Genomic DNA, 25228 nt, shown 5'->3' with positions numbered 1-25228 from the left:
TCGCAAAAGTTATGAATAGTCGAACTGTACGCTCAGCCAAGAAATGCCACTTTAAAGAACGGTGAAATACGGTAGCGGGGCCGGGATTACTTCAAGTTTTAGTGCATTTGGCTTAGACCTTCGCCTGATTTCAGAGTTGCCGCTACACCTTGCGGATATGGCTCAATTCTCGGTCGCAACGGATCTTAGGCAAGCCAACGTGACCTGCTTGCAAAGGAAATAGATCAGCCTGGAGCGCCGCCATTCGTGGGTGTCTGCAACCGATCATAAAAACGGCCGGCCGCACTCTATACCGCGCAATCAGGCTGCCATGGAAGTGCTGGAACATCGGCAGGGCGAGCACTCGACCCACGTCTTCACTTACGAGGGTAAATCAATCGCCAAGTCAACACCAAGGCGTGGCGTAATGCCCTATTAAGGGCTGAGATTCATGATTTCCGATGGCATGACTTACGCCACACTTTTGCTACTTGGCACAGAGAGGCAGGTACGCCGACGCATGAATTGCAGCGGCTTGGTGGCTGAAAAAACAATCCATGGTCGAGCGGTATGCACATGTAGCTCCGGAGGGGTTGCAGCTTGCAGCGGCTCGACTAGACTCAGTGTTGGAGTTTCGCTGAATACAGAAATTCTGATTGCATCAACTAGAAGATATAGCAAAGGGAGAGTGAAATTGTTATTTGAAGATGATTTTCTTGATGGACTCGCAACTGATCCAATAGCTGGCGCGACCTACATATGCGAGGTCACCCTGAGTTCGTTCGGTCGGGGCGGCGACTGGACTGCTGCCAACTGGGCGAATTTGATCGAAGCATATGTACTTCTTTCAGAAATGGAAGCTGCAAAGCTCTTTCCCTTTGAGCATTACTTTCCGGATATTCCGCAGGGAGATGAAATACACACGAAATGCAGCCACGCGTTCGAAGCATTGAGTTCAGTGCTGGCGAAATGTAATGCCAATGCTGAAGAAGGTCGCTTGGAAAAACTTAGGACTAAGTTTCGTATTGCTTTGCGCGAAGGTTTTAAATACGAATTTTCTCAAGGGGACCTTGAGAAAGTGCAGACGCTAATCAATGAATTGAGAGCTGAAGTATCTGCTTCGACATTGCTCGAACCGGAACACAAGGCGAGGCTTTTGAAACGTTTGGAAGCTCTTCAAGCGGAAATTCATAAGAAGATTTCAGACCTCGATAAATTCTGGGGTTTGATCGGAGATGCGAGCGTTGTTATGGCAAAAATCGGTAATAACGCGAAACCTATCGTGGATCGTGTGAGGGAAATTGCAGATATTGTTTGGCGTACACAAACTCGCGCAGAGGAGCTTCCGAGCGGGATAAGCCTGCCGCAGATAGGCCACGCACCAACCGCCGAATCGCTGACCGCTTAAATAGGTGCGCCATTAATGGCGCAATGGCTGGATAATCGTTGTAGGTTACGCGTTAGTTACATGAAAAAGCCCCTAACCATGACAGTTAGGGGCTTTTGCATTTGGTGCCGGAGAGATGAATCGAACACCCGACCTTCTCATTACGAATGACAGAATAAAGCCATTCGCCCCCGTTGATTAAACCCCTACAATCAATATAAATCAACAGCTTACAAGCGATTCACTGAGTAGGTGAGCAGCTTGAGTGTTGATTAAGATGCACTTTTATTGTGCAAATCTGCCTACAGACTGCCTACAGATTTTGGGGAAGCCATGAAGCCGCAAACAAACCGCGTTAACTTGACCGCTGGCCGGGTGGATGCCTTCACCTGTCCGTCAGACAAAGCACAAGCGTTTCTATGGGACACCGACACGCCGACACTGGCGCTACGGGCAACCCCGACAGGCCGCAAAACCTACGTGTTTGAAGCCCGGCTGCATGGCTCCACCATCCGAATCAATATCGGCACGCTGGCTGACTGGCCTATCAAGCAGGCACGCACCAAGGCTCAAGGGCTAAAGATGCTGGTTGACGCTGGGACAGACCCCCGCGAGGTGGAGCGTGACAGGCAAACCGCCAAAGCCTCCGATAAAGCTGCCGCCACTGCCCAAGCCGTGACCGTGGGCGATGTTTGGCCGCGTTACCTTGAGGAAGGCAAACCCAAGCGTAAAGACGCGTTCAAGCCCCGCTATCGTGCTGACCTTGAAACGATGGCCGCTCCCGGTGGTGTGAAGAAGGTGAGAGGGCAGGGCGTGACGCGACCTGGGCCGCTTTACCCGCTGTTGGCTCTCACGTTGTCGCAAGTAAATGAGGACTCGCTCAAAAGCTGGTTTGATGCTGAAGCCAAGACAGGCAAGCACCAAGCCACCCGCGCCCTGATGATGTTTCGAGGCTTCATGCGCTGGTGCTCTGCACGTCCAGAATATCGTTCGATGATTGACCGTGACGCAGGCCGCGCTGCCGCCATTGTGGAGTCCTTGCCGCAGGTGACCAAGCGCACCGACTGTCTAGAGGCCGCACAGTTGCCGGGCTGGTTTGCAGGTACCGACAAGCTGGGTAACCGGACGATTGCAACCTACCTAAAGGCGCTGCTGATCACCGGCTCACGCCGTGAGGAAATGGCCGGGCTGCTCTGGGTTGATGTCGATTTCAGGTGGAACCGGCTCACACTGGCCGACAAGGTGGACGCTACCCGCGTTATTCCGCTCACGCCCTATTTGGCGCAACAATTGGCGACCTTGCCGCGTACCAATGAGTTTGTGTTTGCCAGCAACGCCAAAGGGGGGCGCATCACTGAACCCCGCGCCAGTCACGGCAAAGTGATGCTTGATGCCGGAATTACGACTCTGACCATTCATGGCCTGCGCCGATCATTCTCGCTGCTGGGTGAGTCTGCCGGGGCGCCAGCCGGTGCCATTGCACAAGTGATGGGACACAAACCCAGCGCAACCGCTGAAGGCTACCGGCCGCGCAGTGTGGATGCCTTGCGGCCATACCTTGCACAGATTGAAGTGCACATACTGCAACAGGCTGGGGTGATGTTCGATGCCCAGGCCTTGCCCGGTGCATTGCGCGTGGTGGCAAATTAGTACGGTTTAAGATACCATTATGGAACTTCGCTATTACCAAGACCGGCAAGGTCAGTCACCGCTGACCCAATGGCTTGATGAGTTGAGAGACGTTCGGGTGCGAGCGCAGATACGGGCCAGGCTGACGCGGGTTGGGGCTGGTAACTTTGGCGACTGCAAGCCGCTGCGAGATGGCGTGCAAGAACTGAAAATTGACATCGGACCGGGCTACAGGATTTACGTGAGCCGACAGGGTACCGTGCTGGTGTTGCTGCTTTGTGGTGGTGATAAGGGTGACCAAAGCCGCGACATTGAGCGTGCCATCACATATTTGAATGACTGGAAACAAAGGGGTAAGCCATGAAAACACCACGCGATGCAAGCTATGACGACTACATGGTCAAGACAATGAAAGACCCTGTTGAGGCAGCTGCCTACATCGAGGCCGTGATGGAGATGGACGACCCAGCCGCGCTACTGGTTGCACTGCGCCACGTTGCCAATGCCCATGGCATGGCAGAAGTGGCCCGCCGTGCCGATGTGGGTGACAAGACCCTCTTCAAAGTATTGAGCCCAGACGGCAACCCGACACTGACCACCATTCACAAGGTGCTGCACGCTGTGGGGCTGCGTCTGAGCGTCGTGCCCGAGCACGCTTGAATGCACTGCCTCACGGTAACCACGCCATGCGCAACCCCGCAAACTCTGGCGAACTGCTGACGGGTTGGTTTGACAATCTGAGTGTGACGTATTTTGCCGCGCATATTGGTATCAGTCGGGTGATTAAAAATGCACTTGGATGCATATCCAGATGATCAATGTCAATGCAGTCTTAATGTTAGATGGTGATCGAATTGTTCCTGTTCGTGCCGTTCCATGCGTGACCGGTGGTGACATGGGCCCCCGCTGTTTAGCTCGCATTCTTTCAGATCCTGAGCATGGTTTTAGGGCTTACGTTTTGGGGTCAAACAACACGGTCATAGCGATCCTCCCAAAGAGCTGGCGGCAGTATGCTGACAGCCTGTCGGCATCTGGTGCGAACGCGCCCGATTTGATTAGTCGCGCCACTTTGGAAATTTTGCCGGCAAATACATTTGTTTATTGGGAGAATCTGTGGCGTATCCATGAGCGTCTCTTTTTACCTTCACGAGACGACATACCCAGCTACTCACCTCTGGAACAAGAGAATTTCGAACTGCAACCGACTGTGAACCTCCCGGATGCATTTGCTAAATTGGTATTTGAGGGGTTCCTTGATCCCACTGAGAAAAGTTTACCTCTAGCGAAGATTCTCCTTGCGGTGCAAGCCGAAGCACCTACCGGTGTGCCTGTGTTTTCAATGACAAAGGCTGCAATGATTGATCACCACAAACACGAGTGGCCAAGTATTAACGCAGACATGAAAGATGCGGCTGACAATGGGTTGGCTGCAGCAAAAGCGGGGCCTCGTGGTTGGTTTGAGGTCGGCTGCATGCAGTGGGCAAGGTCGAGAAATAAGCTAATCCAGCCAACTGCTTTATCAGAGCTCAACGACGCAATGATTAGTTTTACATCAAGGAAGTTGAGCGCAGACGAGTAATTTCCCGGGGGGATGTCGGGAGATTGTCAGGACTTACTCCGGCATTTGTCCGTTGAGAAAATATACAAAGAATGGGTATCCATACACCGTAATACCACGCTGTTGTTTGGAGAAACCCAATATGAAAATTGCATCATCCCCTCAGTTCCCCCCTCTGGAATTTGTCACCCGCCCCACAGTCGAGACAGCCGCAGCTGCCTACTATCTGAACCGGCGCCCTCAAACGCTCAGAATTTACGCCTGTCAAGAAAACGGCCCACTGCGTCCCCTTCGTGTGCATGGCCGCCTGCACTGGAAAACAGACGATCTCCGTCGCATCCTGGGTGTGGCCGCAAAAGTAGGGGTTTGAATCATGGCTGCCTCCAATAAACCACCCAAAACCCTTCAATCCACCCCGGCGACGATTGAGGTAACGGACCCGGTAAACACCTGCTGCTCGTCGGTCATGGCCCAACTGGTATTCACCGAGATCACAGGCACGGTCCCAACTCGCCTGACCAAGATCATCGGTTTGAACCCGGATGGCACGCTACGCAAGGAGACCGCCGCCAATATGTCGCAAGGCACCACGCGACGGATTGAGGTCAATGGTCTGGATGAACTACGCGACCACCTGAACGGGTTGACAAGTGCCAACGCGGTGTCCTGGGGCATCACCGTGGATGCCACCACCACGCTGTGTACCCGGTCAGATGCCGAGGCGCAAGAGCAAGGGGCCATCGCCCGTACCCGCGACAACTTCACGTTTCACCGTGGCCCTGGCATCATGATGCTGGACCATGACGGCCTGCCCAACGGGTCACTGACGCAAGACCAGTTCCGCACGCGCCTGCTGGCCGCAGCACCGGCACTCACCCACGCCTCCATGCTGGGGCGGCCTAGCGCTTCTGCCGGGTGCTTGCGCCCGAATGGTCAAGTGTTGACGCCACTGGACCGCCACCGTATCTATGTGCCGGTCAAAGACGCTTCGCTGATTCCTGAGGCTGGCATAGCCCTGGCTGATCTGCTGTGGGCCACCCCCGGCGACGGTTGGGTAGATGTTGGCGCAGCAGGCCAAGCTCTCATGCGCTGCCTGGTGGACACTGCGGTCTGGCAGCCAGAACGCATGGACTTTGCTGGCCCTCCCGAGTTGGTGGACGGAGTCACTCGCCCTCTCGTTACGGGTGTCATTTACGGCCCACAAGAGGGGCAGTTCGATCTGCACCTGCTGATGGCCAGCGTGACCCCCGCCATCCGCAAAGTTGCCGAAGCCGCCCGTAAGGCTGAACGCGCGGCAGCCAAACTTCAGTGCGCGGTACAAGCCAAAGCGTGGGCGGTTGAACGCGCACCTGCCCTGGCCCAAGCCCGTGGCATTAAGCTGGCACAGGCGATTAACGTGCTGGAGCGTGCTAGTTTGCACTGCGTGCTGATGGGAGACTTTGAGTTGACATACTTTGATGGATCGACCATCACAGTCGCACAGCTGCTGGACAACCCTCAGCGTTACCACGGCACACGCTATGCCGATCCGCTGGACCCCAACGAGGACGGCCGGGTGGCCGTGGCTCGGCTGCTCAATGGCGGTCGGCCCGATATCTATTCCCACCGGCATGGTGGCATGCGCTACGAGCTGCGCCGCCAGTCGGCCCGGGTGCAAATTGGACGCGGCATGCGCATTGATTCCACTGACTCCACGTTACGTGTATTGATCGACCGCAGCGAGTTGTTCGACTACGGCGACAAATCTATAGCCTACGTTGCCAACCGAAAGGCCGCCTCTGTCGCGAGTGATTGGCTGCTGGACCATCTGGGCCGGGTCGTGGACTTCTACAGTGTGCGGGTCAACCGGGACAAGGAGGGTCACCAGACCTCAATTCAGGAAGTTGCAGAAGACGCGCCTTTATCAGTCGCCACAGCAATACTGGCCAAGCACGGCAGCCGGAATTTTCGGCGGCTGGAGGCGGTATGCACCGCACCCATCCTGCGCCAGGATGGCAGCATTCTGGACACACCCGGCCATGACGAAAAAACCGGCTTGCTCTACGTCACGTCAGAGATCAATCCGCCCACCGTGCCACAGTCACCCACCGAGACCGCCGCACTGGATGCCCTGGCCTTGTTGTGGCACCCATTTCGTAAGTTTCCGGTGGTGGACCCAGTGTCGGTGGGGGTGTTGATTTCGGCATTGATCGCCGCCGCACTACGGCCGAGTCTGCCGACATGCCCGGCCTATGGCTTCGATGCCCCATCGGCAGGCACTGGGAAAACGCTGATTGCCAAGTGCGTCGCCGCCATGTGCACCGGTGGTGACGTGTCCGTCATGCCACCAGCCAAAGACGAGGACGAGTGGCGCAAACGTCTGTTTGCCGGGCTGCGTGGTGGTGACACCGTGCTACTGCTGGACAACGTGCGTGAACCGTTGGGCAATGCGGCCATTGACTCGTTCATTACATCACCCTCGTTCAAGGACCGCATCCTGGGTGAATCCACGACACAGGAGCTGCCCAACAAGGCGCTGTTCTTGATCACCGGCAACAACCTGATGCTAACCGGTGACACACACCGCCGGGTCCTGATCGTGCGCCTGGATGCCCAGCAGGAGCAACCCTTCACCCGCGAGTTTGCCTTCAACCCGCAGGCGGAGGTGATCAAGAACCGCCAGCCAATGGTGGTGGCCGCGCTGACCATCGTACGCGCCTACATCACAGCCGGTCGCCCCAAGGCCGCACCCGGTCGAATTGCTTCGTTTGAGGTGTGGGATGACCTGGTTCGACAACCCTTGTGCTGGCTCCAGTCGTTGGTTACCGCATCAGATCGCACGGACCTGCCCAACTTTGCCGACCCCGCGGAGTCAATCACCCGCTCGGAATCCGAAAACCCGGATCAGGCCAAACTGGCGGCCATGCTCAATGCGTGGCACACAGCCTTTGGCGCCAAGCCAACGACAGTCGCCATGGCCAAGTCGCTTAGTGATCCCGAGCCTGCCTCAGTTCATTTGGCAGACGCCATTGATGAAATTGCTGGACAAAATGGCAAAGTTAACGCCCGCATCTTGGGCCGCTGGATCGAGCGCCATGCGGAGCAGCGCAACGGGGGCCTGCGCTTCGTCAAAGCTGGCAAGGCGCACGGCGTGATGCGCTGGCAAGTGTTGCAAACGGTGGAGCGTGCAGCGGGTGGTTTGGGTGGTTTTGGGGGGATTTCTGAGCGTGCCACTGACTAGCACCAACCCAGCCTTGACCCACGCCTAAACAGCTACTGCGCCCTGCGCAATCAGGGCCAGTAGCTGCGCGTCATTCATTGCCGCAAAATTGGCTTGTATCGTGCCCTGCCCAGCCGTCAACTCCACCCGCTTGGTTTCCACCGCATACAGGCCCAGCAATTTCGCTACCGCCGCCATGGAAGACACCATCACCCCAGGCTGTCGGTCCGCCCGGGCCATCTCAAACGCATCCAGGAAACCTCGCACCACCCCCTCGCGGGTGATCTCCAATTCCCGTGCTAGCGCCGCACCCCGGGCCTGCAACTCTGCCTGAATGTCAGGTTTTGTCAACAATTCACACGCAATCGCCCGGCTTGTCTTCTTGGAGTATCCAGCCCGCTCAGCAGCAGCTGCGCCGTTCATATCGACCATGTACTCGTCAATAAAACGCCCCTGTTTATCAGTGAGGGAGATGGCTGTATTTCGCATTGTGATATTTTAAGCAATACGAAGAAAAAATGTCGCCTTAAAACACCCCAGAAGTCACTCTCAGGCGATACGGCCCGCCACTCTCAAGCTGCTCCACCAGCTCCTTCCAATACCCGACCATGTTCGGGTGTGGACGCAGGCCCAGCTTTGCAAGTTTCGCAATCTTGGCATCTATCCCTTCGATCATGTTTACTGTTGCTAAACGGGTGTCTTTTTCTGGAGCCCGCAAAAACGGCGGAATTTCAAACTCGTCGGCATCCCAGTCTGGAGGCTTTAACGGTTCGGAGCTCGATATTTTCATGTCCATGGTTGCCATGTATGTCGGATTCTTGTACTCGTCTTCGACCTACCCATGAATTACATGACGACACCCTTTTGGGGCTGAGGCTTGGTAGGCACCACGCGGCCATTCTCACTCGCAATCGTTCTGTAGTCGATGTTTGTTCCATCTTGGAATGCGACGGACTCAAAGAACCAATGGATTCGGAGCGATGCCGTCTGTGTGATGGCGTAGTGCTTTGGGTTGGAGTAGTCGTAATCCATAACTGCAAAATAGTCGATAGATTGTCCCGGCTTCATTTTGGGTTCGATACGCATAGGATATGAACCCAAATCAGCTCCAAAAACATCCGTCACTGAGACCCATCCAGCCGCGCCAACCAAATTCTTCAAAGATTTATTCGCGAGCTTCAATTTGAAAACAAACTGTTTCCCAACAATTTCGCCGTACGAGTTTGTAAGTGGTCGTAACTCATATCCAATGGCATGCGCATCAAACTGCTTGCGAATTTCCGCATCTACTTCGGCACGTCTTGTGGCAATTTGAGCAAGCTGTGCCTGTTTGTCACGCGCCTCCTTTTCTCTCTCTCTTGCAATACGATCTGCCTCGGCTTTTTGTGCGTTAGCAGCAGCCAGCTCGATCTTCATACGAGCATCGAACTCAGCTTGATTTAGCAATGCAATTTTCACGGTGGGGGCGGTACCCTCACCGCCAAAAGAACCACCTCGCGTTTGACGTTCTGCCCAACGCCTAAATACATCTTGGTCTGCCGGCTCTAATTTGGCGGAAATCTTTTCGACTTCACCCATTGTTAATTTTGAATTTACAGGAAGTCTGGCCGCGTATGGGTCAGAACAGCCAGGCAAAAAAAGCATGCTGAAAGTCATGCTTAAAACGAATAGCCACGTCTTGATGCGGTTGCATATAAGTCTCTTCATTACGCCCCTTTTTTTGTTGTGTACTCGCCGGGCCGCAGCCATGGTTGCATGCTAAAGGTTCTACCTTGCACATCCCGCGCTTCGTCTGCTGACGCCAAAAACATCTTTGGTATGGAAGCATTTGTCACTTCTGACCACCGTTCCAAATTCGTCTTTTGTGTAATAGCTCCCACCTTTATTGACGGGAACGGCAGGCGATTGGGCCTCAGTTTGAGCTGGTGCTGTGCGACCAACCTGTCTGGCGGAGCCGCTGCGGCAGGCACTGGCCAAGAGAGCCGTGACAGAATTCAATTGAGAACCTCGATATGAGGTGTTGTCTTGACTATACCTCTGCTGTGCGTGGTCAATTCGAGTCCTAATGAGTCCGCATATCTCAGGCGATGCACAAGAGTTCGCCAAGTTTTGCAGAGATTGGAAAGAAACGTCCCACCTCTTGAGATTTGTGTTTTCCTGAAACGAGTCAAACGTCTGCCGAGCTTGATTTTTCAACATTGAGCAGTTTTCGCCGCCTCCAGTATTGCTGGAGTTTTCCGCGCTCTCTCGTGCTGAATGAGCCTGATCTTCAGTGATATTTCCACCAGAGAGATTGATTGCCGAACTCGTGGCGTTGGATGGACAAGCCACGTCGCTATAAATGATCTTACCGTTTGCATCTTTGCACTTAACAACTTGGGCCTGGGTGCTAATACAAAGCAGAAAAATCGACGCGTTAAACATTATTTTTTTCATATTTCCACACGGTCTCTTCATGGTGTTAGCGGCGACGGTGTTTACGGACGTTAGTCGAGATCAGAGGTGCCGCCGAGCCATCCCGGAACGAGGTGGCTCGGCGCCATTTCCAGCATCTCTGGCGGATCGGCCTGTGGGCCTTCGTCTTGTTCCTCGTAGTACCAGTCAGGGTATCCGCCATTCGCGAGGGAGTAGTGGTCGGGTATTTTCCAGCCGTCCTCAACACACAAAACGGTGAGCGATTTACCGGAAAGGTCTACCGTCCGCTTGACGTACGCTCGGAGCTCCTGGTAGTCGGTCCAGAGGCGGGGCTTCAACACTCACCCCTGCATCTAGAATTTGGTGCCGCATTTTGGGCAATTGGGGTCGTCAGCAAGTGAACGCCCCGCTTTACTACCGAAGAAAAATCCAAGAGCGGCGCCAGGGATTGTCCCGGCGATTGCGCCAAGTGGCCCGCCAACAAGGCCAACTCAAGCACCGACTTTGGCGCCAGCTATCGCCCCGCCAACAGCACCGAGTATTTTTCCTTCAGCCTTCTTTTCATGCGTAAACCCATGCCCGCATCTGGGACAGTAAATTGATACGAGCTCAGTTACGTTGCTAACTGCCATGACTTAGCCTCCGCTTTTATATGAATTAGTGTTTATGCGAATTAGAGCATAGACAAGATAGTCAGAGTCGTGAAAACAACTCTGGCTCAACAATTTGGTACCTGCGTACGCACCCTGCGCATCGCGACTGGTATGAGCCAAGTTGTTTTCGGTGAAAAGTGCGGTTTTTACCAAACCTATCTGAGCCGGATCGAGACCGGGCAAGCCAATCCCACGTTGAATGCAATGGAGGTCATCGCCAACGCTTTGGGCATGACTGTGTTTGATTTATTTGAACTGATAAAAGCGCAGGCTGAATAGCCGCTAACAAGCGACTAGCTCGCAAGCTGTCCCTTTTTACGTTCACCTTTAGCCGGACGCCATTGCGCAAAATTCCCACATATTTTTTACTGAAAAATAATTGACTTTGCCGATTTAAGTCATCCATCCAGCTGCGTGAGTCTCTCTCCCCCCCGGGTCAAATAAAGCTACCGGCACTTCGGGATTCGGTTTCCGTTCCGGGCCATAGGGGACCCTAACCCCCAACTCCAGCCGCCGCTGAGTACAGCGACTGCATCGGTCATCGTTTTCGTCTTCAGTTCTTGAAGACGCAAGCCCATGAAGCCCAACAACCACGACGACCGAGGTCGCCGTTCTGTTTGAGCTTTGTGGATTCACGTTGATCCGCTATTCAGGAGTTCACCATGTTCACCACTGGTTTCGCCATCTTTCTTGGCCTTGTTTTTATCTTCATCAAACTGCCGCGCAAGACCATGCTGCGCTGGCTACGCTACGACGTCGTGCTCGACGTCGCGGTCACGTTGATCGTGCTGGCCATTCACTTCGGCACGTTCTCGGGCGTCATGGCCGCCACTTTCGCCGGTCTGCTGACCAGCGTCGGCACGACCTTGGCGAAGAAAGCTTTCGGCTACATCCAGGGTGACTTGTACTTCCCTGGCTTGATCCGCCTGGCGCTCTAGCCATGGCTTACAGCCATCGCCCCAAACCGGTGTATTCCCGGCGTTTCAAGCAGCCCTCGCTGCTCAACAACCTGTTGTTTCGCCTGTCCTGTCTCAATCCTCTCACTCCCAAGGAGTTCCCCATGTCCCATTCACGTCGCAATATTCTGATTCGTTCCGTCGCCACCATCACTGGCGATATTGCTACTGGCATCGCCGTGGCGTCTGTCGCCCTGTGGGTCATTGAAACCGCCGCCTTGGGGGTGTTCCTGTCGTTCCTGGTATGGCTGCTGGCCGCCATCGCCGCGCTGGCGCTGAGCCAGTACGTGCTGCATCCGGCCCTGTCGGTGGTGCTGTCTGATCAAAAGCTCGATCTGGCGGTCGCCGCCGTGTCGGGGCTGGCAGATCGATTCACCCAGTTGGCGCGCTCAGCGCTGCAACCGACATAGCCCTCGAGCCCCACTAGCGTGGGGCTTTGTGTCTGGTTCTGTGGATTGACCATGCAGGTCATTCCAAGTCTTGCTGTTAATCAACCTTCCGCCCCTGCTTGGCTCGTCCATCAGGGGCTTTTTCACATCTGGAGCATCTTCATGAAATCAACCATCGACCTTTACCAAACCGTCACAAACAAGATCATTGCCGCGCTTGAGGCGGGCACGCCACCCTGGGTGTGCCCGTGGAACCGGGTACAAGGCAGCTTGGTGCCCGCCAATTTGAGCACCGGCCGCCAGTACCGCAGCATCAACACGCTGTTGCTCAACGTGCAGGCCATGACGCAGGGTTATGTCCTGAACCGCTGGCTGACGTTCCAGCAGGCGCGTAACCTGGGTGGCTGTGTCCGCCGCGGTGAGACTGGCACCCATATCGTGTTCTTCAAAATGCTGGAGTGTGAGGATAAGCAGCGGGCCGCCAACGATGCACCGGGGCGCAAGGTGATCCCGCTGTTGCGCAGCTTCACCGTCTTCAACGCCGCCCAGGTGGATGGTTTGCCTGCGGCACTGAGCACCACACCAGCACCGCCAGAGGACTGGAGCCCGATTGAGGCGGCTGAAACGCTGCTGGCACAGTCTGGCGCCGACATTCGACTCGGCGGCGACCGGGCGTTTTACCGGCCCGGTGACGACGTGATTCAGTTGCCACCGCCAGTGCAGTTTCCGCAGGCCAGCAGCTACTACGCTACCGCCTTGCATGAACTGACGCACTGGACCGGGCACCCGAGTCGCTGCAACCGCGTGCTGTCCGGGCGCCAGCATATTCAAGCCTACGCGTTTGAGGAATTGGTGGCCGAAATGGGTGCTGCTTTTTTGAGCAGTCATTGCGGGCTACCGGGTGAGCTGCAGCATGCCAGTTACATCGCCAGCTGGCTCACGGCCCTGCGCAGCGACAAGCGGCTGATCTTCACAGCCGCATCGATGGCGCAGAAGGCGGCCGACTTCCTCATCGGCCAGCCGGTGGAAGCAGTCCAGGCGGATGAGGTGGCGGCATGAAGCGCGATCCGATCGTGGTTCAAGCGCTGCAGCTGCTGGAGTGCCAGGTGCGCGAAGCGGATGCACTAGCCTCACCGGATGCAGCCCGCGACTTCGTTCGCTTGCGGTTGGCCGATCGCCCATACGAGGTGTTCGCTTGTCTGTTCCTGGATGTGCACAACCGGGTGATCGATTACCAGGAGCTGTTTCGCGGCACGCTGACGCAGACCTCGGTCTATCCGCGTGAGGTGCTGATCGAGGCGCTGGCGTGCCAGGCTTCAGCGGTGATCCTGGTTCACAACCATCCGTCAAATGTGGCCGAGCCCTCCCGGGCGGATGAGGCGTTGACGCACACGCTCAAGCAGGCGCTGGCGCTGGTGGACGTGCGCGTGCTCGATCACTTCATCGTGACGCGCAGCACCGTGCTCAGTTTCGCTGAGCGGGGGCTGCTGTAACCCGATTTTTGTCGGTTCTGTCAGTTCGGTGCCCGCGTTCGTGGACGTGGCGTGGCACCCCACCATTTGGCACGTCCCGTACCCCCTACGTCCGGTCGAGCTTTGCTTCACCGGGCGTTGTCGTTTTAACCCAAGGAGTTTTCATCATGTCTGATCAAGACAATTATTTCGCCCGCCTCAATGCCATCAACGTGTCTGACCATCTTGAGCGCAAAGGCGGGTTTAGCTATCTCAGCTGGCCGTACGCGGTCAGTCAGCTGCGCCTGGCGGACCCCAGCGCCACCTGGGTGGTGTGCCGCTTCGACGGCAAGCCTTACCTGCTGTGTGAGGCCGGTGTGTTTGTCGAGGTGGCCGTCACGGTGCAGGGCATCACCCTGAGCCAGATTCACCCGGTGCTTGATAGTCGCAACCGGCCCATTCCGGCGCCCACGGCCTTTGACATCAATACCTCGATCCAGCGCTGTCTGGTCAAGGCAATTGCGCTGCATGGCCTGGGGCTCTACGTCTACGCTGGGGAAGACCTGCCGCAGCCGGTCGCACTGGAGGCGGCCAACGACCCAGTGCCGGTGGCGGACTGGGCGGAACCCAGCGCTCTGCTGCCAGATCGGCCACCAGTCAATCGGACGGTTGCCCCGGCGCGTATCAGCAAGTCTCAGCAGACGCACATCCACAAGCTGGCAGTGGAGGCCGGCATCTCGCTGGAGCGGGTGTTGTCGTATTTCGGCGTTGAAGAGTTAGGCGGCATTGCTGCCACCGACTTTGAGCGCGTCATTCGCAGCTTAGAGAACCGTCGCAAGGCGGCTTGAACCCACATCGACCCATTTTTGCCACGCAAACGTGGGTCACTCACTGCCAAAACCGACTAAACATTGAAGGAAATTATCATGAACACACTGACACAAACCCACTCCGCCACCATCGTCCAACTGACGCAAGGGTCACAAGCCTGGCTCGACTATCGGCTGACCATGCGCAATGCGTCTGAGACGGCGGCTGTACTGGGCGTGAGCCCCTGGATGACGCCGTATCAGCTCTGGCTGCTGAAAACCGGGCGCTCAACGACCAAGGTCACGCCAGCTATGCAACATGGCACCACATTGGAGCCAATTGCCAGGGCTGCCTATGAAGCCCAGACGGGTGAAATCATGCAGCCACTTGTGCTGCAGAACGGTCGTTACTCTGCCAGCCTGGATGGCATGGACCTGGAGGGTCAGCTGATCGTTGAGATCAAGTGCCCGTACCAAGGTCAGGACTCGAAGCTGTGGCGCGAAGTTAATGCCGGCCATGTGCCTGACCACTATGCTGCGCAGGTACAACATCAACTGATGGTGTCGGGCGCGGGGCTGGCTCACCTGTGGGTGTTTGATGGCTCGCAGGGCTTACTGCGGCCGATTGAGCCGATTAACCATGCGGTGCAACGGATTCTTGAAGGTTGGGAGCAGTTTCAGGGCTACCTGGACAGCGACATCCCGCCGCCGCTGACCGACGCGGACACGGTTCAACGCGAGGATGCTGGCTGGACGGCGGCGGCGCTGGCGTTCTCTGCGGCTAAACAGGCGGCCGATGTGGCCGATGCTGCAGTGGCAAAGGCCCGCGATGAGTTGCTGGCGCTGGCGGTCCACCCGCGTGAGCAGGGCTCTGGCGTTTCGGTGACGCGGTACTGGAAGGCTGGGAATGTGGATTACAAACGGGTGCCGGAGCTCAAGGGGCTGGACTTGAACGGCTACAGAGGGAAGTCACGGGTGGAGGTGAGGGTGACCGCTGATAAGGGCGCTGGTGACTAGGTCTCCGACCTCTCTTCACAGCACTACGTTTCGCGGGCTTTGGTCCTTAGCTGTCGGGTCCATATGCCCACAAGGGTTCCCTTTCGAACCACATAGAAAGGGTCTGTAACAGCATGGTGCAGATTATCAGGCGCTACGCTCCTGGTGGTCGCATAAAGGGTGCAGTGTGGCGGGCGCTGTGCTGGCGCTGTATTTGGGCAAGTTGCCTACAGATTGCCTACAACCTCACCAAAGAGAAAGGGTTTGCTGCTATTTTCATAGCGGCAAACCCTTATCTGCGTTGGTGCCGGAGAGATGAATCGAACACCCGACCTTCTCATTACGAATGAGCTGCTCTACCGACTGAGCTACACCGGCTTAAGCGCTGAATTATAGCCGGCTCTTTAGGCCTCGTTATGGTAGCGGGTGGCGCGTTCTACTTCGTTCTTCGAGCCCAAAATCACGCTCACGCGCTCATGCAATTTGCTGGGTTGGATATCCAGAATGCGCTGTTTGCCGTTGGTGGCGGCGCCACCGGCTTGCTCGATGAGCCAGCTCATGGGGTTGGCTTCGTACATCAGGCGCAGCTTGCCGGGCTTCTCGGGTTCGCGCTTGTCCCAGGGGTACAAGAAGACGCCGCCGCGCGAGAGAATCCGATGCACGTCGGCCACCATGCTGGCAATCCAGCGCATGTTGAAGTCTTTGGCCCGGGGGCCTTCAGTGCCTTGCAGGCATTCGTCAACGTAGCGCTTCACGGGGGCGTCCCAATGGCGCATATTGCTCATGTTGATGGCAAACTCTTTCGTGTCGTCCGGAATGCGCACGTTTTCCTCGGTCAGGATGAAGGAGCCCTGCTCGCGGTCCAGTGTGAACATGGCGACGCCGTCGCCCACGGTCAGCACCAGGGTGGTCTGCGGGCCGTACACGCAGTAGCCAGCGGCGACTTGCTTGATGCCGGCTTGCAGGAAATCCTGCTCGGACACGCCGGTACCTTCAGGCTTGCGCAGCACGCTGAAGATGGTGCCGATGCTGACGTTCACGTCGATGTTGCTGGAGCCGTCCAGGGGATCAAACAGCAGCAGGTATTCACCTTGTGGGTAGCGGTTGGGCACGACGTAGATGCCTTCCATTTCCTCACTGGCCATGGCCGCCAGATGGCCGCCCCATTCATTGGCTTCGATCAGCACTTCGTTGGCGATGATGTCGAGCTTTTTTTGCATCTCGCCTTGCACGTTTTCGGTCTCGGCGCTGCCCATCACATCGCCCAGCGCGCCTTTGTTGACGGCCTGGCTGATGCGCTTGCAGGCGCGGGCGACCACTTCAAGCAGCAGCCGCAGTTGCGCCGGAATATGACCGTCAATGCGTTGCTGCTCCACCAGATAGCGGGTGAGAGAAATTTTTGTAGACATTGTGGTTCCTTTAAAGTTCACATTAGTCGGCCAGTGCGCGGCTGATGACCTCGCGCACGTCGTTGCTCAAATCGGTTTTGTCCGCGATGCGCGCAATGGCTTCACGCGCTGCGCTGCGGTAGGGCTCGGCCAGTTTTTTCCAGCGGTCCAGAGCCCGCGCCAAGCGCGCGGCCACTTGCGGGTTGATGCTGTTGAGTGCCATCACCTGCTCGCTCCAGAACAGATAGCCTGCGCCATCGGTGCGGTGAAAGGCGCCGGGGTTGGTATTGCAGTAGCTGAAGATGACGCTGCGCGCCCGGTTCGGGTTGCGGATGTTGAAGTCGGAATGGGCCATCAATTGACGCACGGCTGGCAGCACCTGGCCGCCGCGGTCGCAGGCGCCGGCTTGCAGGGCAAACCATTTATCGATGACCAGTTCTTCTTTTTTGAACTGGCTGTGAAAACGCGCCAGCGCCGGGGTGGCGAGCGCGTGACCGCTGCCGATCAAGGCCTGCAGCGCGTTGGCGCAGTCGGTCATGTTGCCGGCGTCTTTGAAGCGCTGGTAGGTCTTGCCGGGCCACACACTGTCGGCATCGTCACGGGCAGCCAGACACAGCTGCGCCAGCGCCATGCCGGCCAAAGCGCGACGGCCGGCTGACAGGGCATCGGGCCGGTAAGCGCCGTTGTCGCTGTGGGCCTCAAACGCCCACTGCCAGTCGGGGGCAAGGGCCGTGGCCAGCTGGGCGCGCATGGCTTCGCGCACCGCATGAATGCGCTGCGGGTCCACCACGTCGAGCTGCTCGGCGATGTAGGTCTCAGAGGGCAGGGTGAGCACCAGTTCCTTGAAGGCGGCATCCAGCGTCGGATGCCGTAACACGCGGCGCATCGCCTCGATATAGGCATCATTTAGGCCTGTAGCCCCCGTAGCATCTGCGGGAGTAGCTATTGAATTAATAGCGCTGCGCAGTGCCAGCCGTTGTCCGGCTTCCCAGCGGTTGAACGGGTCAAGGTCCGCGGCCAGCAGGGTCAGCAGTTGGGCGTCACTGTAGTCAAAGTCCAGCAGCACCGGGGCGGTGAAGCCGCGCAGGATGGAGGGCACCGGCTCTTCATCGACATTGATGAAGGTGATGGATTCGCTCGGCTGTGTCATGACAAACAGGTGGCTGTTGCCAACGGGGTCAGAACTGCCTTGCAATTGCAAGGGCAGGGCGGCGCCGCTGATGCCGACCAGGCCCATGCTGACCGGAATCACAAACGGCTCTTTGGCCGACTGGCCGGGCGTGGCGGCGCAAGACTGGCTGAAGTTCAGCGTGTAGGTCTGGGCCGTCGCGTCATAGTGGCCGTCAGCAGCCAGCCGGGGCGTGCCGGCCTGGCTGTACCAGCGCTTGAACTGGGGCAGCAGGCGCGCCAGTTCCGAGTCCGGGTTGGCATCGGCAATGGCTTGCGCGAAATCGTCGCAGGTCACGGCCTGGCCGTCGTGGCGGGCAAAGTACAGCGTCATACCCTTGGCGAAGCCGTCGCGGCCGACCAGGGTTTGCATCATGCGCACGACTTCAGCACCTTTTTCGTAAATGGTGACGGTGTAGAAGTTGTTGATCTCGATGTAGCTGTCGGGCCGCACCGGGTGCGCCATCGGGCCGGCATCTTCCGGGAACTGGGCGGTGCGCAGCACGCGCACGTCTTCGATGCGCTTGACGGCGCGGGCTGACGCGTCGGCGCACAGGTCCATGCTGAATTCCTGGTCGCGGAACACGGTCAAGCCCTCTTTCAGGGAAAGCTGGAACCAGTCGCGGCAGGTGATGCGGTTGCCGGTCCAGTTGTGAAAGTATTCGTGGCCGACGACCGACTCGATGTTGGCGTAGTCAACATCGGTGGCGGTGGCCTGGTTCGCCAACACGTATTTGGTGTTGAAGATGTTGAGGCCCTTGTTCTCCATGGCGCCCATGTTGAAGTCGCTGGTGGCGACGATCATGAAGCGTTCCAGATCGAGCGGCAGGCCAAAGCGGGCTTCGTCCCACACCACCGAGGCCATCAGCGAGTTCATGGCGTGTTCGGTTTTGTCCATGTCGCCGGGGCGCACATAAACCTGCAGCAAATGGTCTTTGCCGCCGCGCGAGGTGATGCGCTGCTCGCGGCACACCAGCTGGCCGGCCACCAGGGCAAACAGGTAAGACGGTTTTTTGTGCGGGTCAACCCAGGTCGCAAAATGGCGGCCTTCGTTGCCGCTGCCGGTCAGCAGCCCGGAGTCGACCAGGTTGCCGTTGCTTAGGAGCACCGGGTATTTTTGCTTGTCGGCACGCAGCATCACGGTGTAGCTGGCCATCACATCGGGACGGTCCAGGAAATAGGTGATGCGGCGAAAGCCTTCGGCTTCACACTGGGTAAAGAACGAGTCGTTGCTGACGTACAAGCCGGTCAAACTGGTGTTCTTGATCGGCGCGCAGGTGGTGAAAATCTCCAGCTCAAAACTGCCTTCAGCCGGCAGGTTGTCCAGCACCAGCTGCTTGCCTTCCATCTTGAACGAGGCGCCCTGGCCGTTGACCAGCACGCGTGCCAGGTTCAACTCTTCCCCGATCAGTTTCAGGGGCTGCAGCGCAACCTCCACGTTGCGGCGCAACGTCATTTTGTTGAGCACGCGGGTCTTGGCCGGGTCCAGATCAAACGTCAGATTGACGGTGTCAATCCAGTACGCAGGTGCGGCGTAGTCGGCGCGGTGGATCACCGTGGCGGGGCCGTCGGCCTCACGAAGTTGCAACATGCAGGTTCTCCCAATATTTTGAATTCATCAACGCCAAGCAGCCGCGCACACGGGCGGCCACTTGCTGAGCACTCAAGGGGCGCACTAGACGCCCTGCTTTAACGAGGCTTGAATGAACTGGTCCAGATCACCGTCCAGCACCTTCTGGGTGGCGGAGGTTTCGTAGTTGGTGCGCAAATCCTTGATGCGGCTGTTGTCCAGCACATAAGAGCGAATCTGATGCCCCCAACCGACGTCGGTCTTGGAGTCTTCCAGCTTTTGCTGTTCTTCCTGCTGCTTGCGCATCTCGAAGTCGTACAGGCGCGAGCGCAGGCGCTTCCAGGCGACATCGCGGTTGCCGTGCTGGCTGCGGCCATCCTGGCACTGCACCACGATGCCGGTTGGCAAGTGGGTCAGACGCACGGCTGAATCGGTTTTGTTGATGTGCTGACCACCGGCGCCGCTGGCGCGGAAAGTGTCGGTACGCACGTCGCTGGGGTTGATGTCGATGACGATCGAATCATCGATTTCGGGGTAGACAAACACCGAGGCAAACGAGGTGTGGCGGCCGCCCGACGAGTCAAACGGCGACTTGCGTACCAAGCGGTGCACGCCGGTTTCGGTGCGCAGCAGACCAAAGGCGTATTCGCCTTCGACCTTGATGGTGGCGCCCTTGATGCCGGCGGTGTCGCCGGCGGTTTCGTCTTCAATCGTGACGGCAAAGCCCTTGCGCTCGGCATAGCGCACGTACTGGCGCAGCAGCATGCTGGCCCAGTCGCAGGCCTCCGTCCCGCCGGCGCCGGCCTGAATGTCAACAAAGGCATTCAGGGGATCGGCCGGGTTGTTGAACATGCGGCGGAATTCCAGCCCTTCCACGATGGCGGCCAGTTTGGCGGTCTCGGTTTCGATGGTCAGCAGGCCGTCTTCGTCCGCTTCCTCTTTGCTCATCTCGAACAACTCGGTGTTGTCGGCCAGTTCGCCCGTCAGGTTGTCGAGCGTCAGCACCACGCCGTCCAGCGCTTTTTTCTCGCGGCCCAGTTCCTGGGCGCGTTTCGGGTCATTCCAGACGGCGGGGTCTTCGAGGGAGGCGTTGACGGTTCTCAGCCGTTCTGCTTTGGCAGGGTAGTCAAAGATACCCCCGTAAATCGAGGGTGCGGGCGCTCAAATCGGAGAGTTGGGTGCCGATGAGGTTGATGCGTTCTGCTTCCATGAGGCGGGTCCTGACGTTGTCGGTTTCAAATAACCCGCTATTTTCTCACGCCGGGCCTGTTACACCTGGACGCGGCACGGCGCCGATCAGGCTCAGGGAAGAAAACGCTCGATCAGCGCCGCCAGAATCTCCGGCTGGTCGTGGTGCATCATGTGGCCGGCGTCCTCGATGCGGGCGATTTCCACCTGCGGCACGGACTTGAGGCGTTCGTGGAACTCCGCCAGCGTGAACTTGCCTTTCCACCACAGCTCCAGGCTGTTGTCGGAGGCCTCTACCGACAGCATCGGCATGCTGATGCGCTGGTAAATCTCAAGCAGTTCGTCCACCCGGTACAGCTGGGCGTTGGAAATCTTGTGCGATGGATTGCCCAGAATGCTCCATTTGCCCTGGGCGTTTTCATGCGCCCAGTGCTGCGCCAGCCAGTTGGCCTTGTCCTGCCCGAGCCGGGGGTTGGTCTTCATCAGGCGGCGCGCCACACCGCTGACGGCCTCGTAGGCCTTGAGGTCCAGCTCGCCCCGGTGCAGTCTTTTCAGTTCGTCCATCCACTTGGCATAGCGGCCCGGCGCCTCGTCGGGCGTGGTGGCCGCCATGCCAAAACCTTCCAGATTGACCAGGCGGCGGATGCGCTCGGGGCGCACACCGGCATACAGCATGGCCACATTGCCACCCATGCTGTGGCCCACCAGATCAACCTGCGCCTGCGGGGCGTAGTGGTCCAGCAAAAAATCCAGATCGGCCAGGTAGTCCGGAAACCAGAAGTTGTCCGCACCGCCGGCGCTCGTCTGGCCGTAGCCGCGCCAGTCGGGGGCGATCACGTAACGGCTGTGGCTGAGGGCGTCCACCACAAACTGGTAGCTGGCGGCCACGTCCATCCAGCCGTGCAGCAGCACCAGCGGGGTCTTGTCGGCGGCCGGTTCGCCCCAGACCTGCACGTGATAGGTGAGGTTGCGTATAGGGACAAACTCGCTATGGGAAATTCTTTTGACTTGGTACATTCGGTTGATCATAAAGAGGCCTCCCATGCGCGTCAGTCAACACAGCGACAAATTCGACAAGTACGCCCAGCTGCACGGCAGTTTTCAGTGGCAGGTACCCGAACACTTCAATATCGCCCAAGTCTGCTGTGCCCGCTGGGCGCAGTTGCCAGATGCTACGAAAAGAGTAGCTATCCACGCAACGGATACGGGGGCTAGGGCCAGTTTTTATACTTATTTTGAGTTGCAACAGCAGGCCAACCGTTTGTCCCGGGTGCTGGCGGCGCTGGGCGTGGCGCGCGGCGACCGCGTTGCGATCGTGATGCCGCAGCGCTTTGAGACTGCCGTGGCGTACATGGCGGTGTTGCAAATGGGCGCGGTCGCCATGCCGCTGTCGATGCTATTTGGCCCGGAAGCGCTCGAATACCGGCTGCATGACAGCGAGGCGGTGCTGGCGATCTGTGATGAAAGCTCTGTCACCAGCGTGCTTTCGGTGCGCGCAAACTGTCCGCTGTTAACGAGTGTGCTCGGGTTGGACGGCGCTGGCGCGCAGGCGGACGTGGACTACACGGATGCGCTCGCTCGGGTGACGCCTGACTTTGTGCCCGCCGCGACCAATGCCAATGAGGCCGCCGTGCTGATCTACACCAGCGGTACCACCGGCAACCCCAAGGGCGCCGTCATTCCGCACCGGGCGCTGATCGGCAACCTCAGCGGTTTTGTCTGCAGCCAGAACTGGTTTGGGTTTGACGGCGGGGACAATGCCGCGACCGAGGCTATTTTTTGGTCGCCCGCTGACTGGGCCTGGACCGGCGGCCTGATGGATGCGTTGTTGCCCACGCTCTACTTTGGCCGCCCGATCGTGGCCTACAGCGGCCGCTTCAGCCCGCAGACGGCGCTGGAGTTGATGGGCCAATACGGCGTGACGCACACGTTTTTGTTCCCCACCGCGCTGAAAGCCATGATGAAGGCCTACCCGGGGCAGCCGGGGCGCACCGTGCGCGACCAATTCCAGCTGAAACTGCAGGCCATCATGAGCGCGGGCGAGGCGGTGGGCGACGCTGTGTTTGACTACTGCCAGGCGCAGCTGGGCGTTACCGTCAACGAGATGTTCGGGCAGACCGAAATGAACTACATCGTCGGCAACTGCGTTGTCCAGTGGCCGGCCAAACCCGGCAGCATGGGCAAGGGCTACCCCGGCCACCGCGTGGCAGTGATCGATGACGCAGGCAACGAATGCCCGGCCGGGGTGGCCGGCGATGTGGCGCTGAACCGGTTTGACGTGCGCGGCCAGCCCGACCCCATCTTCTTTCTCGGCTACTGGAAAAACGAAGCCGCCACCCGCGACAAATTCACCGGGGACTGGTGCCGCACCGGCGACCTGGCAACGCGCGATGCCGACGGTTATCTCTGGTACCAGGGCCGTTCGGACGACGTGTTCAAGGCCGCCGGCTACCGCATCGGCCCCGGCGAGATCGAGAACTGCCTGGTCAAGCACCCGGCGGTGGCCAACGCCGCCGTGGTGCCCAAGCCCGACCCGGAGCGCGGTGCCCTGGTCAAGGCCTATGTCGTTCTTGCTCCTGATTTTGTAGCTGCTCGCGAAGGTAATACGGAGGCTAGAGCCCAGTTTGATCTAAAGCTGGTGGCGGAGCTGCAAGCCCACGTCAAAGACAAGCTGGCGCCCTACGAATACCCCAAAGAGATCGAGTTTGTCGATGCGCTGCCCACGACCACCACCGGCAAGTTGCAGCGGCGCGTGCTGCGCCTGCAAGAAGAAGCCCGCGCGGCACAAGCCCGTAGCGCGGCAACCTCGCTGGGGACGCCGTAAACTCATTTATCTTTTTGCCGCGCGCAGGTCCGCCCAGCGGGGCGCGGTTTTTATATTCACGATCGACCCAACACCATGAAAACCATCCAGCTCGGCCAGAGCGATTTGCACGTCACCCCCATTTGCCTCGGCACCATGACTTTTGGCGAACAGGTGGATGAGGCCACAGCCCATGCCATCCTGGACCGCTCGCTGGAGCGCGGCGTCAACTTCATCGACACGGCCGAAATGTACGCCGTGCCGCCACGCGCTGAAACCTTCAACGCCACTGAAATCATCATCGGCCACTGGCTGGCCAAGAACCCGACGGCGCGTCAGAAGCTGGTGCTCGCCACCAAGGTGGCCGGCCCGGCGCGCGGCATGCCGTGGATTCGCGGCGGCAGCGCCGACCTGACCGCCGCCGACATCGTCGCCGCCTGCGAAGGCAGCCTCAAGCGCCTGCAGACCGAGGTAATTGACCTCTACCAAATCCATTGGCCGGTGCGCCATGTGCCGGCTTTTGGCCAGGTGTATTTCGACCCGGCCAAGGACGGCCCCGTGACCTCGATCCACGCGCAACTGGAAGCGCTGCAACAACTGGTGCAGAGTGGCAAAGTGCGGGCGGTCGGCTTGTCGAATGAGTCCCCCTATGGCGTGCACGAGTTTGTGCGGCTGGCCGACCAATATGGCTTGCCGCGCGTGGCGACCGTGCAAAACCCTTACTGCCTGTTGAACCGCACGGTGGAAAACGGGCTGGACGAAACCATGCACCGTCTGGGTGTCTCCTTGCTGGCTTATTCGCCGCTGGCCTTTGGCCTGTTGACTGGCAAGTACGACGCCTCCGGCCTGACCGGCCCGGACGCACCGGCACAGGCGCGTATCACCAAGTTCGAGTCCACTCGAAAGCAGCGCTGGGGTCGCCCTGAAGCGCTGACGGCGGCGCGCCAATACAACGCACTGGCACGCGACTGCGGCATGACGCCGACCCAGTTGGCGCTGGCCTTTTGCTACACCAAATGGCAGGTGGCCAGCACCATCATCGGCGTTACCTCGGTGGCGCAGCTGGACGAAGACCTGAATGCCTGGGGCACCACATTGCCGCCTGAGTTGCTGCAAAAAATCGACGCCATTCGCTGGGACATCCGCGACCCAGCGCTGTAATGGCCAAAAAAGACCACGTCAGCGAAACCCCCGCCACCCAGTTGCTCAAGGCGAACAAGGTGTTGTTCAGCGAGCACCCCTACGAGTACCTGGAGCGTGGCGGTGCCCTGCACAGCGCCGAGGTGCTGGGGTGGGACCCCTTCGCGGTGGTCAAAACCCTCATCATGCAGGACCAGGACGCCAAACCGCTGGTGGTGCTGATGCACGGCAACCGCAAGGTGTCGACCAAAAACCTGGCGCGCCAAATCGGCGCCAAGTCGGTAGCGCCCTGTCTGCCCGAGGTGGCGAACCGGCACAGCGGCTATTTGGTGGGCGGCACCTCGCCGTTTGGCACGCGCAAAAGCATGCCGATTTATATCGAAGCGTCGATTCTGGACTTGCCCAAGATCCTGATCAACGGCGGGCGGCGCGGTTACCTGGTGGGCCTGGATCCGCAGGTCTGCGTGCAGTTGCTGGCGGCCAAACCGGTGCACTGCGCGCTGCTTGATTAATCGCCGCTTGGGCGCGCGAGCCGGGCTGGCAAAATACGC

The 25228-nt window shown here is 58.4% G+C and carries 26 protein-coding genes and 1 tRNA gene; 17 read left to right on the top strand and 10 right to left on the bottom strand.

The genetic code is table 11. The annotated features are described in order from the left end of the window. The first annotated feature begins 372 nt into the window (after positions 1–372). The 7 genes from HHJ17_RS18770 (at position 373) to HHJ17_RS06670 (ending at position 7773) form a co-directional block, all read left to right on the top strand. Entirely contained in the window at positions 373–525 is a 153-nt protein-coding gene (locus HHJ17_RS18770; RefSeq protein WP_366557533.1) for a tyrosine-type recombinase/integrase, read from the top strand. 142 nt (positions 526–667) lie between these two features. Continuing rightward, on the top strand, positions 668–1387 hold the full coding sequence (locus tag HHJ17_RS06700; RefSeq protein ID WP_296505353.1) for a hypothetical protein: 720 nt from the start codon (positions 668–670) through the stop codon (positions 1385–1387). Between the two features lie 312 nt (positions 1388–1699). After that, a complete protein-coding gene (locus HHJ17_RS06695; protein ID WP_296505352.1) occupies positions 1700–3016 on the top strand; it encodes an integrase family protein in 1317 nt (438 codons plus the stop codon). A 19-nt stretch (positions 3017–3035) separates the two neighbouring features. Beyond that, complete coding sequence (locus tag HHJ17_RS06690; RefSeq protein WP_296505351.1) at positions 3036–3359, top strand: type II toxin-antitoxin system RelE/ParE family toxin; 324 nt, start codon at positions 3036–3038, stop codon at positions 3357–3359. Continuing rightward, positions 3356–3655, top strand: coding sequence for an addiction module antidote protein (locus HHJ17_RS06685; RefSeq protein WP_296505350.1), 300 nt, complete (start codon positions 3356–3358; stop codon positions 3653–3655). Before HHJ17_RS06690 ends, HHJ17_RS06685 begins: the two co-directional genes overlap by 4 nt. Before the next feature lie 151 nt (positions 3656–3806). Beyond that, complete coding sequence (locus HHJ17_RS06680; protein WP_296505348.1) at positions 3807–4574, top strand: hypothetical protein; 768 nt, start codon at positions 3807–3809, stop codon at positions 4572–4574. Between the two features lie 352 nt (positions 4575–4926). Then, a complete protein-coding gene (locus HHJ17_RS06670) occupies positions 4927–7773 on the top strand; it encodes a hypothetical protein (RefSeq protein WP_296505344.1) in 2847 nt (948 codons plus the stop codon). A 24-nt stretch (positions 7774–7797) separates the two neighbouring features. On the opposite strand, the gene HHJ17_RS06665 is transcribed toward HHJ17_RS06670, so the two are convergent. The 5 genes from HHJ17_RS06665 to HHJ17_RS06645 are packed head-to-tail and all read right to left on the bottom strand — an operon-like array spanning position 7798 to position 10505. Then, complete coding sequence (locus HHJ17_RS06665; RefSeq protein ID WP_296505342.1) at positions 7798–8241, bottom strand: terminase small subunit; 444 nt, start codon at positions 8239–8241, stop codon at positions 7798–7800. Positions 8242–8278: 37 nt separating this feature from the next. Further along, entirely contained in the window at positions 8279–8557 is a 279-nt protein-coding gene (locus HHJ17_RS06660; RefSeq protein ID WP_296505340.1) for a hypothetical protein, read from the bottom strand. Between the two features lie 41 nt (positions 8558–8598). Continuing rightward, positions 8599–9501, bottom strand: coding sequence for a hypothetical protein (locus HHJ17_RS06655; protein WP_296505337.1), 903 nt, complete (start codon positions 9499–9501; stop codon positions 8599–8601). Between the two features lie 18 nt (positions 9502–9519). Continuing rightward, entirely contained in the window at positions 9520–10188 is a 669-nt protein-coding gene (locus tag HHJ17_RS06650; RefSeq protein ID WP_296505335.1) for a DUF4124 domain-containing protein, read from the bottom strand. A 50-nt stretch (positions 10189–10238) separates the two neighbouring features. After that, positions 10239–10505 carry a hypothetical protein gene (locus tag HHJ17_RS06645; protein ID WP_296505333.1) on the bottom strand — a complete coding sequence of 89 codons (267 nt, stop codon included), beginning with the start codon at positions 10503–10505 and terminating at the stop codon, positions 10239–10241. 363 nt (positions 10506–10868) lie between these two features. Here HHJ17_RS06645 and HHJ17_RS06640 point away from each other — a divergent pair, with 363 nt between their 5' ends. The 7 genes from HHJ17_RS06640 to HHJ17_RS06610 all read left to right on the top strand — a co-directional run bounded on the left by HHJ17_RS06640 (position 10869) and on the right by HHJ17_RS06610 (position 15442). Further along, positions 10869–11099, top strand: coding sequence for a helix-turn-helix transcriptional regulator (locus HHJ17_RS06640; RefSeq protein ID WP_296505332.1), 231 nt, complete (start codon positions 10869–10871; stop codon positions 11097–11099). A gap of 383 nt (positions 11100–11482) precedes the next feature. Next, complete coding sequence (locus HHJ17_RS06635) at positions 11483–11758, top strand: hypothetical protein (protein ID WP_296505330.1); 276 nt, start codon at positions 11483–11485, stop codon at positions 11756–11758. A 2-nt stretch (positions 11759–11760) separates the two neighbouring features. Next, a complete protein-coding gene (locus HHJ17_RS06630) occupies positions 11761–12186 on the top strand; it encodes a hypothetical protein (protein ID WP_296505328.1) in 426 nt (141 codons plus the stop codon). A gap of 141 nt (positions 12187–12327) precedes the next feature. After that, positions 12328–13224 (top strand): zincin-like metallopeptidase domain-containing protein, encoded by an 897-nt coding sequence (locus tag HHJ17_RS06625; RefSeq protein ID WP_296505326.1) that lies wholly within the window; start codon positions 12328–12330, stop codon positions 13222–13224. Continuing rightward, on the top strand, positions 13221–13658 hold the full coding sequence (gene radC / locus HHJ17_RS06620) for a DNA repair protein RadC (protein ID WP_296505324.1): 438 nt from the start codon (positions 13221–13223) through the stop codon (positions 13656–13658). Before HHJ17_RS06625 ends, radC begins: the two co-directional genes overlap by 4 nt. A gap of 146 nt (positions 13659–13804) precedes the next feature. Then, positions 13805–14464 carry a DUF1071 domain-containing protein gene (locus tag HHJ17_RS06615; RefSeq protein ID WP_296505321.1) on the top strand — a complete coding sequence of 220 codons (660 nt, stop codon included), beginning with the start codon at positions 13805–13807 and terminating at the stop codon, positions 14462–14464. A gap of 78 nt (positions 14465–14542) precedes the next feature. Continuing rightward, a complete protein-coding gene (locus tag HHJ17_RS06610; protein ID WP_296505319.1) occupies positions 14543–15442 on the top strand; it encodes a lambda-exonuclease family protein in 900 nt (299 codons plus the stop codon). A 281-nt stretch (positions 15443–15723) separates the two neighbouring features. On the opposite strand, the gene HHJ17_RS06605 is transcribed toward HHJ17_RS06610, so the two are convergent. The 5 genes from HHJ17_RS06605 to HHJ17_RS06585 form a co-directional block, all read right to left on the bottom strand. Then, positions 15724–15799: transfer RNA gene (locus HHJ17_RS06605), tRNA-Thr, on the bottom strand. Between the two features lie 26 nt (positions 15800–15825). After that, positions 15826–16830 (bottom strand): class 1 fructose-bisphosphatase, encoded by a 1005-nt coding sequence (locus tag HHJ17_RS06600; protein ID WP_296505317.1) that lies wholly within the window; start codon positions 16828–16830, stop codon positions 15826–15828. A 22-nt stretch (positions 16831–16852) separates the two neighbouring features. After that, positions 16853–19567 carry an aminopeptidase N gene (pepN, locus tag HHJ17_RS06595; protein ID WP_296505315.1) on the bottom strand — a complete coding sequence of 905 codons (2715 nt, stop codon included), beginning with the start codon at positions 19565–19567 and terminating at the stop codon, positions 16853–16855. A gap of 84 nt (positions 19568–19651) precedes the next feature. Continuing rightward, positions 19652–20756, bottom strand: a protein-coding gene (prfB, locus tag HHJ17_RS06590; protein ID WP_296505313.1) for a peptide chain release factor 2 whose coding sequence is annotated in 2 segments (ribosomal slippage) — positions 19652–20674 and positions 20676–20756 — 1104 coding nt in all. Because the reading frame shifts where the segments join, the coding sequence is not laid out codon by codon here. Positions 20757–20848: 92 nt separating this feature from the next. Further along, entirely contained in the window at positions 20849–21751 is a 903-nt protein-coding gene (locus HHJ17_RS06585; RefSeq protein ID WP_296505754.1) for an alpha/beta hydrolase, read from the bottom strand. Positions 21752–21776: 25 nt separating this feature from the next. Between HHJ17_RS06585 and HHJ17_RS06580 the strand changes: the two genes are divergently transcribed. The 3 genes from HHJ17_RS06580 to HHJ17_RS06570 all read left to right on the top strand — a co-directional run bounded on the left by HHJ17_RS06580 (position 21777) and on the right by HHJ17_RS06570 (position 25189). Then, positions 21777–23558 carry an AMP-binding protein gene (locus HHJ17_RS06580; RefSeq protein WP_296505311.1) on the top strand — a complete coding sequence of 594 codons (1782 nt, stop codon included), beginning with the start codon at positions 21777–21779 and terminating at the stop codon, positions 23556–23558. A 75-nt stretch (positions 23559–23633) separates the two neighbouring features. Continuing rightward, positions 23634–24698 (top strand): aldo/keto reductase, encoded by a 1065-nt coding sequence (locus HHJ17_RS06575; RefSeq protein ID WP_296499709.1) that lies wholly within the window; start codon positions 23634–23636, stop codon positions 24696–24698. Further along, positions 24698–25189 carry an aminoacyl-tRNA deacylase gene (locus HHJ17_RS06570; protein ID WP_296499711.1) on the top strand — a complete coding sequence of 164 codons (492 nt, stop codon included), beginning with the start codon at positions 24698–24700 and terminating at the stop codon, positions 25187–25189. Before HHJ17_RS06575 ends, HHJ17_RS06570 begins: the two co-directional genes overlap by 1 nt. Positions 25190–25228: the final 39 nt, after the last annotated feature.

The organism is Rhodoferax sp., assembly GCF_012927445.1.
Lineage (GTDB): Bacteria > Pseudomonadota > Gammaproteobacteria > Burkholderiales > Burkholderiaceae_C > Rhodoferax.
This window is presented reverse-complemented; position numbering and strand designations above follow the sequence as displayed.

Bases quoted from the DNA above. Each gene is read 5' to 3' on its own strand.
- HHJ17_RS06610 (WP_296505319.1), top strand. From the start codon at position 14,543: ATGAACACACTGACACAAACCCACTCCGCCACCATCGTCCAACTGACG.
- HHJ17_RS06630 (WP_296505328.1), top strand. From the start codon at position 11,761: ATGGCTTACAGCCATCGCCCCAAACCGGTGTATTCCCGGCGTTTCAAG.
- HHJ17_RS06585 (WP_296505754.1), bottom strand. From the start codon at position 21,751: ATGTACCAAGTCAAAAGAATTTCCCATAGCGAGTTTGTCCCTATACGC.
- HHJ17_RS06570 (WP_296499711.1), top strand. From the start codon at position 24,698: ATGGCCAAAAAAGACCACGTCAGCGAAACCCCCGCCACCCAGTTGCTC.
- HHJ17_RS06580 (WP_296505311.1), top strand. From the start codon at position 21,777: ATGCGCGTCAGTCAACACAGCGACAAATTCGACAAGTACGCCCAGCTG.
- HHJ17_RS06575 (WP_296499709.1), top strand. From the start codon at position 23,634: ATGAAAACCATCCAGCTCGGCCAGAGCGATTTGCACGTCACCCCCATT.
- HHJ17_RS06660 (WP_296505340.1), bottom strand. From the start codon at position 8,557: ATGGCAACCATGGACATGAAAATATCGAGCTCCGAACCGTTAAAGCCT.
- HHJ17_RS06680 (WP_296505348.1), top strand. From the start codon at position 3,807: ATGATCAATGTCAATGCAGTCTTAATGTTAGATGGTGATCGAATTGTT.
- HHJ17_RS06665 (WP_296505342.1), bottom strand. From the start codon at position 8,241: ATGCGAAATACAGCCATCTCCCTCACTGATAAACAGGGGCGTTTTATT.
- radC (WP_296505324.1), top strand. From the start codon at position 13,221: ATGAAGCGCGATCCGATCGTGGTTCAAGCGCTGCAGCTGCTGGAGTGC.
- HHJ17_RS06670 (WP_296505344.1), top strand. From the start codon at position 4,927: ATGGCTGCCTCCAATAAACCACCCAAAACCCTTCAATCCACCCCGGCG.
- HHJ17_RS06635 (WP_296505330.1), top strand. From the start codon at position 11,483: ATGTTCACCACTGGTTTCGCCATCTTTCTTGGCCTTGTTTTTATCTTC.
- HHJ17_RS06600 (WP_296505317.1), bottom strand. From the start codon at position 16,830: ATGTCTACAAAAATTTCTCTCACCCGCTATCTGGTGGAGCAGCAACGC.
- HHJ17_RS06650 (WP_296505335.1), bottom strand. From the start codon at position 10,188: ATGAAAAAAATAATGTTTAACGCGTCGATTTTTCTGCTTTGTATTAGC.
- HHJ17_RS06615 (WP_296505321.1), top strand. From the start codon at position 13,805: ATGTCTGATCAAGACAATTATTTCGCCCGCCTCAATGCCATCAACGTG.
- pepN (WP_296505315.1), bottom strand. From the start codon at position 19,567: ATGTTGCAACTTCGTGAGGCCGACGGCCCCGCCACGGTGATCCACCGC.
- HHJ17_RS06695 (WP_296505352.1), top strand. From the start codon at position 1,700: ATGAAGCCGCAAACAAACCGCGTTAACTTGACCGCTGGCCGGGTGGAT.
- HHJ17_RS06690 (WP_296505351.1), top strand. From the start codon at position 3,036: ATGGAACTTCGCTATTACCAAGACCGGCAAGGTCAGTCACCGCTGACC.
- HHJ17_RS06685 (WP_296505350.1), top strand. From the start codon at position 3,356: ATGAAAACACCACGCGATGCAAGCTATGACGACTACATGGTCAAGACA.
- HHJ17_RS06625 (WP_296505326.1), top strand. From the start codon at position 12,328: ATGAAATCAACCATCGACCTTTACCAAACCGTCACAAACAAGATCATT.
- HHJ17_RS06655 (WP_296505337.1), bottom strand. From the start codon at position 9,501: ATGGCTGCGGCCCGGCGAGTACACAACAAAAAAAGGGGCGTAATGAAG.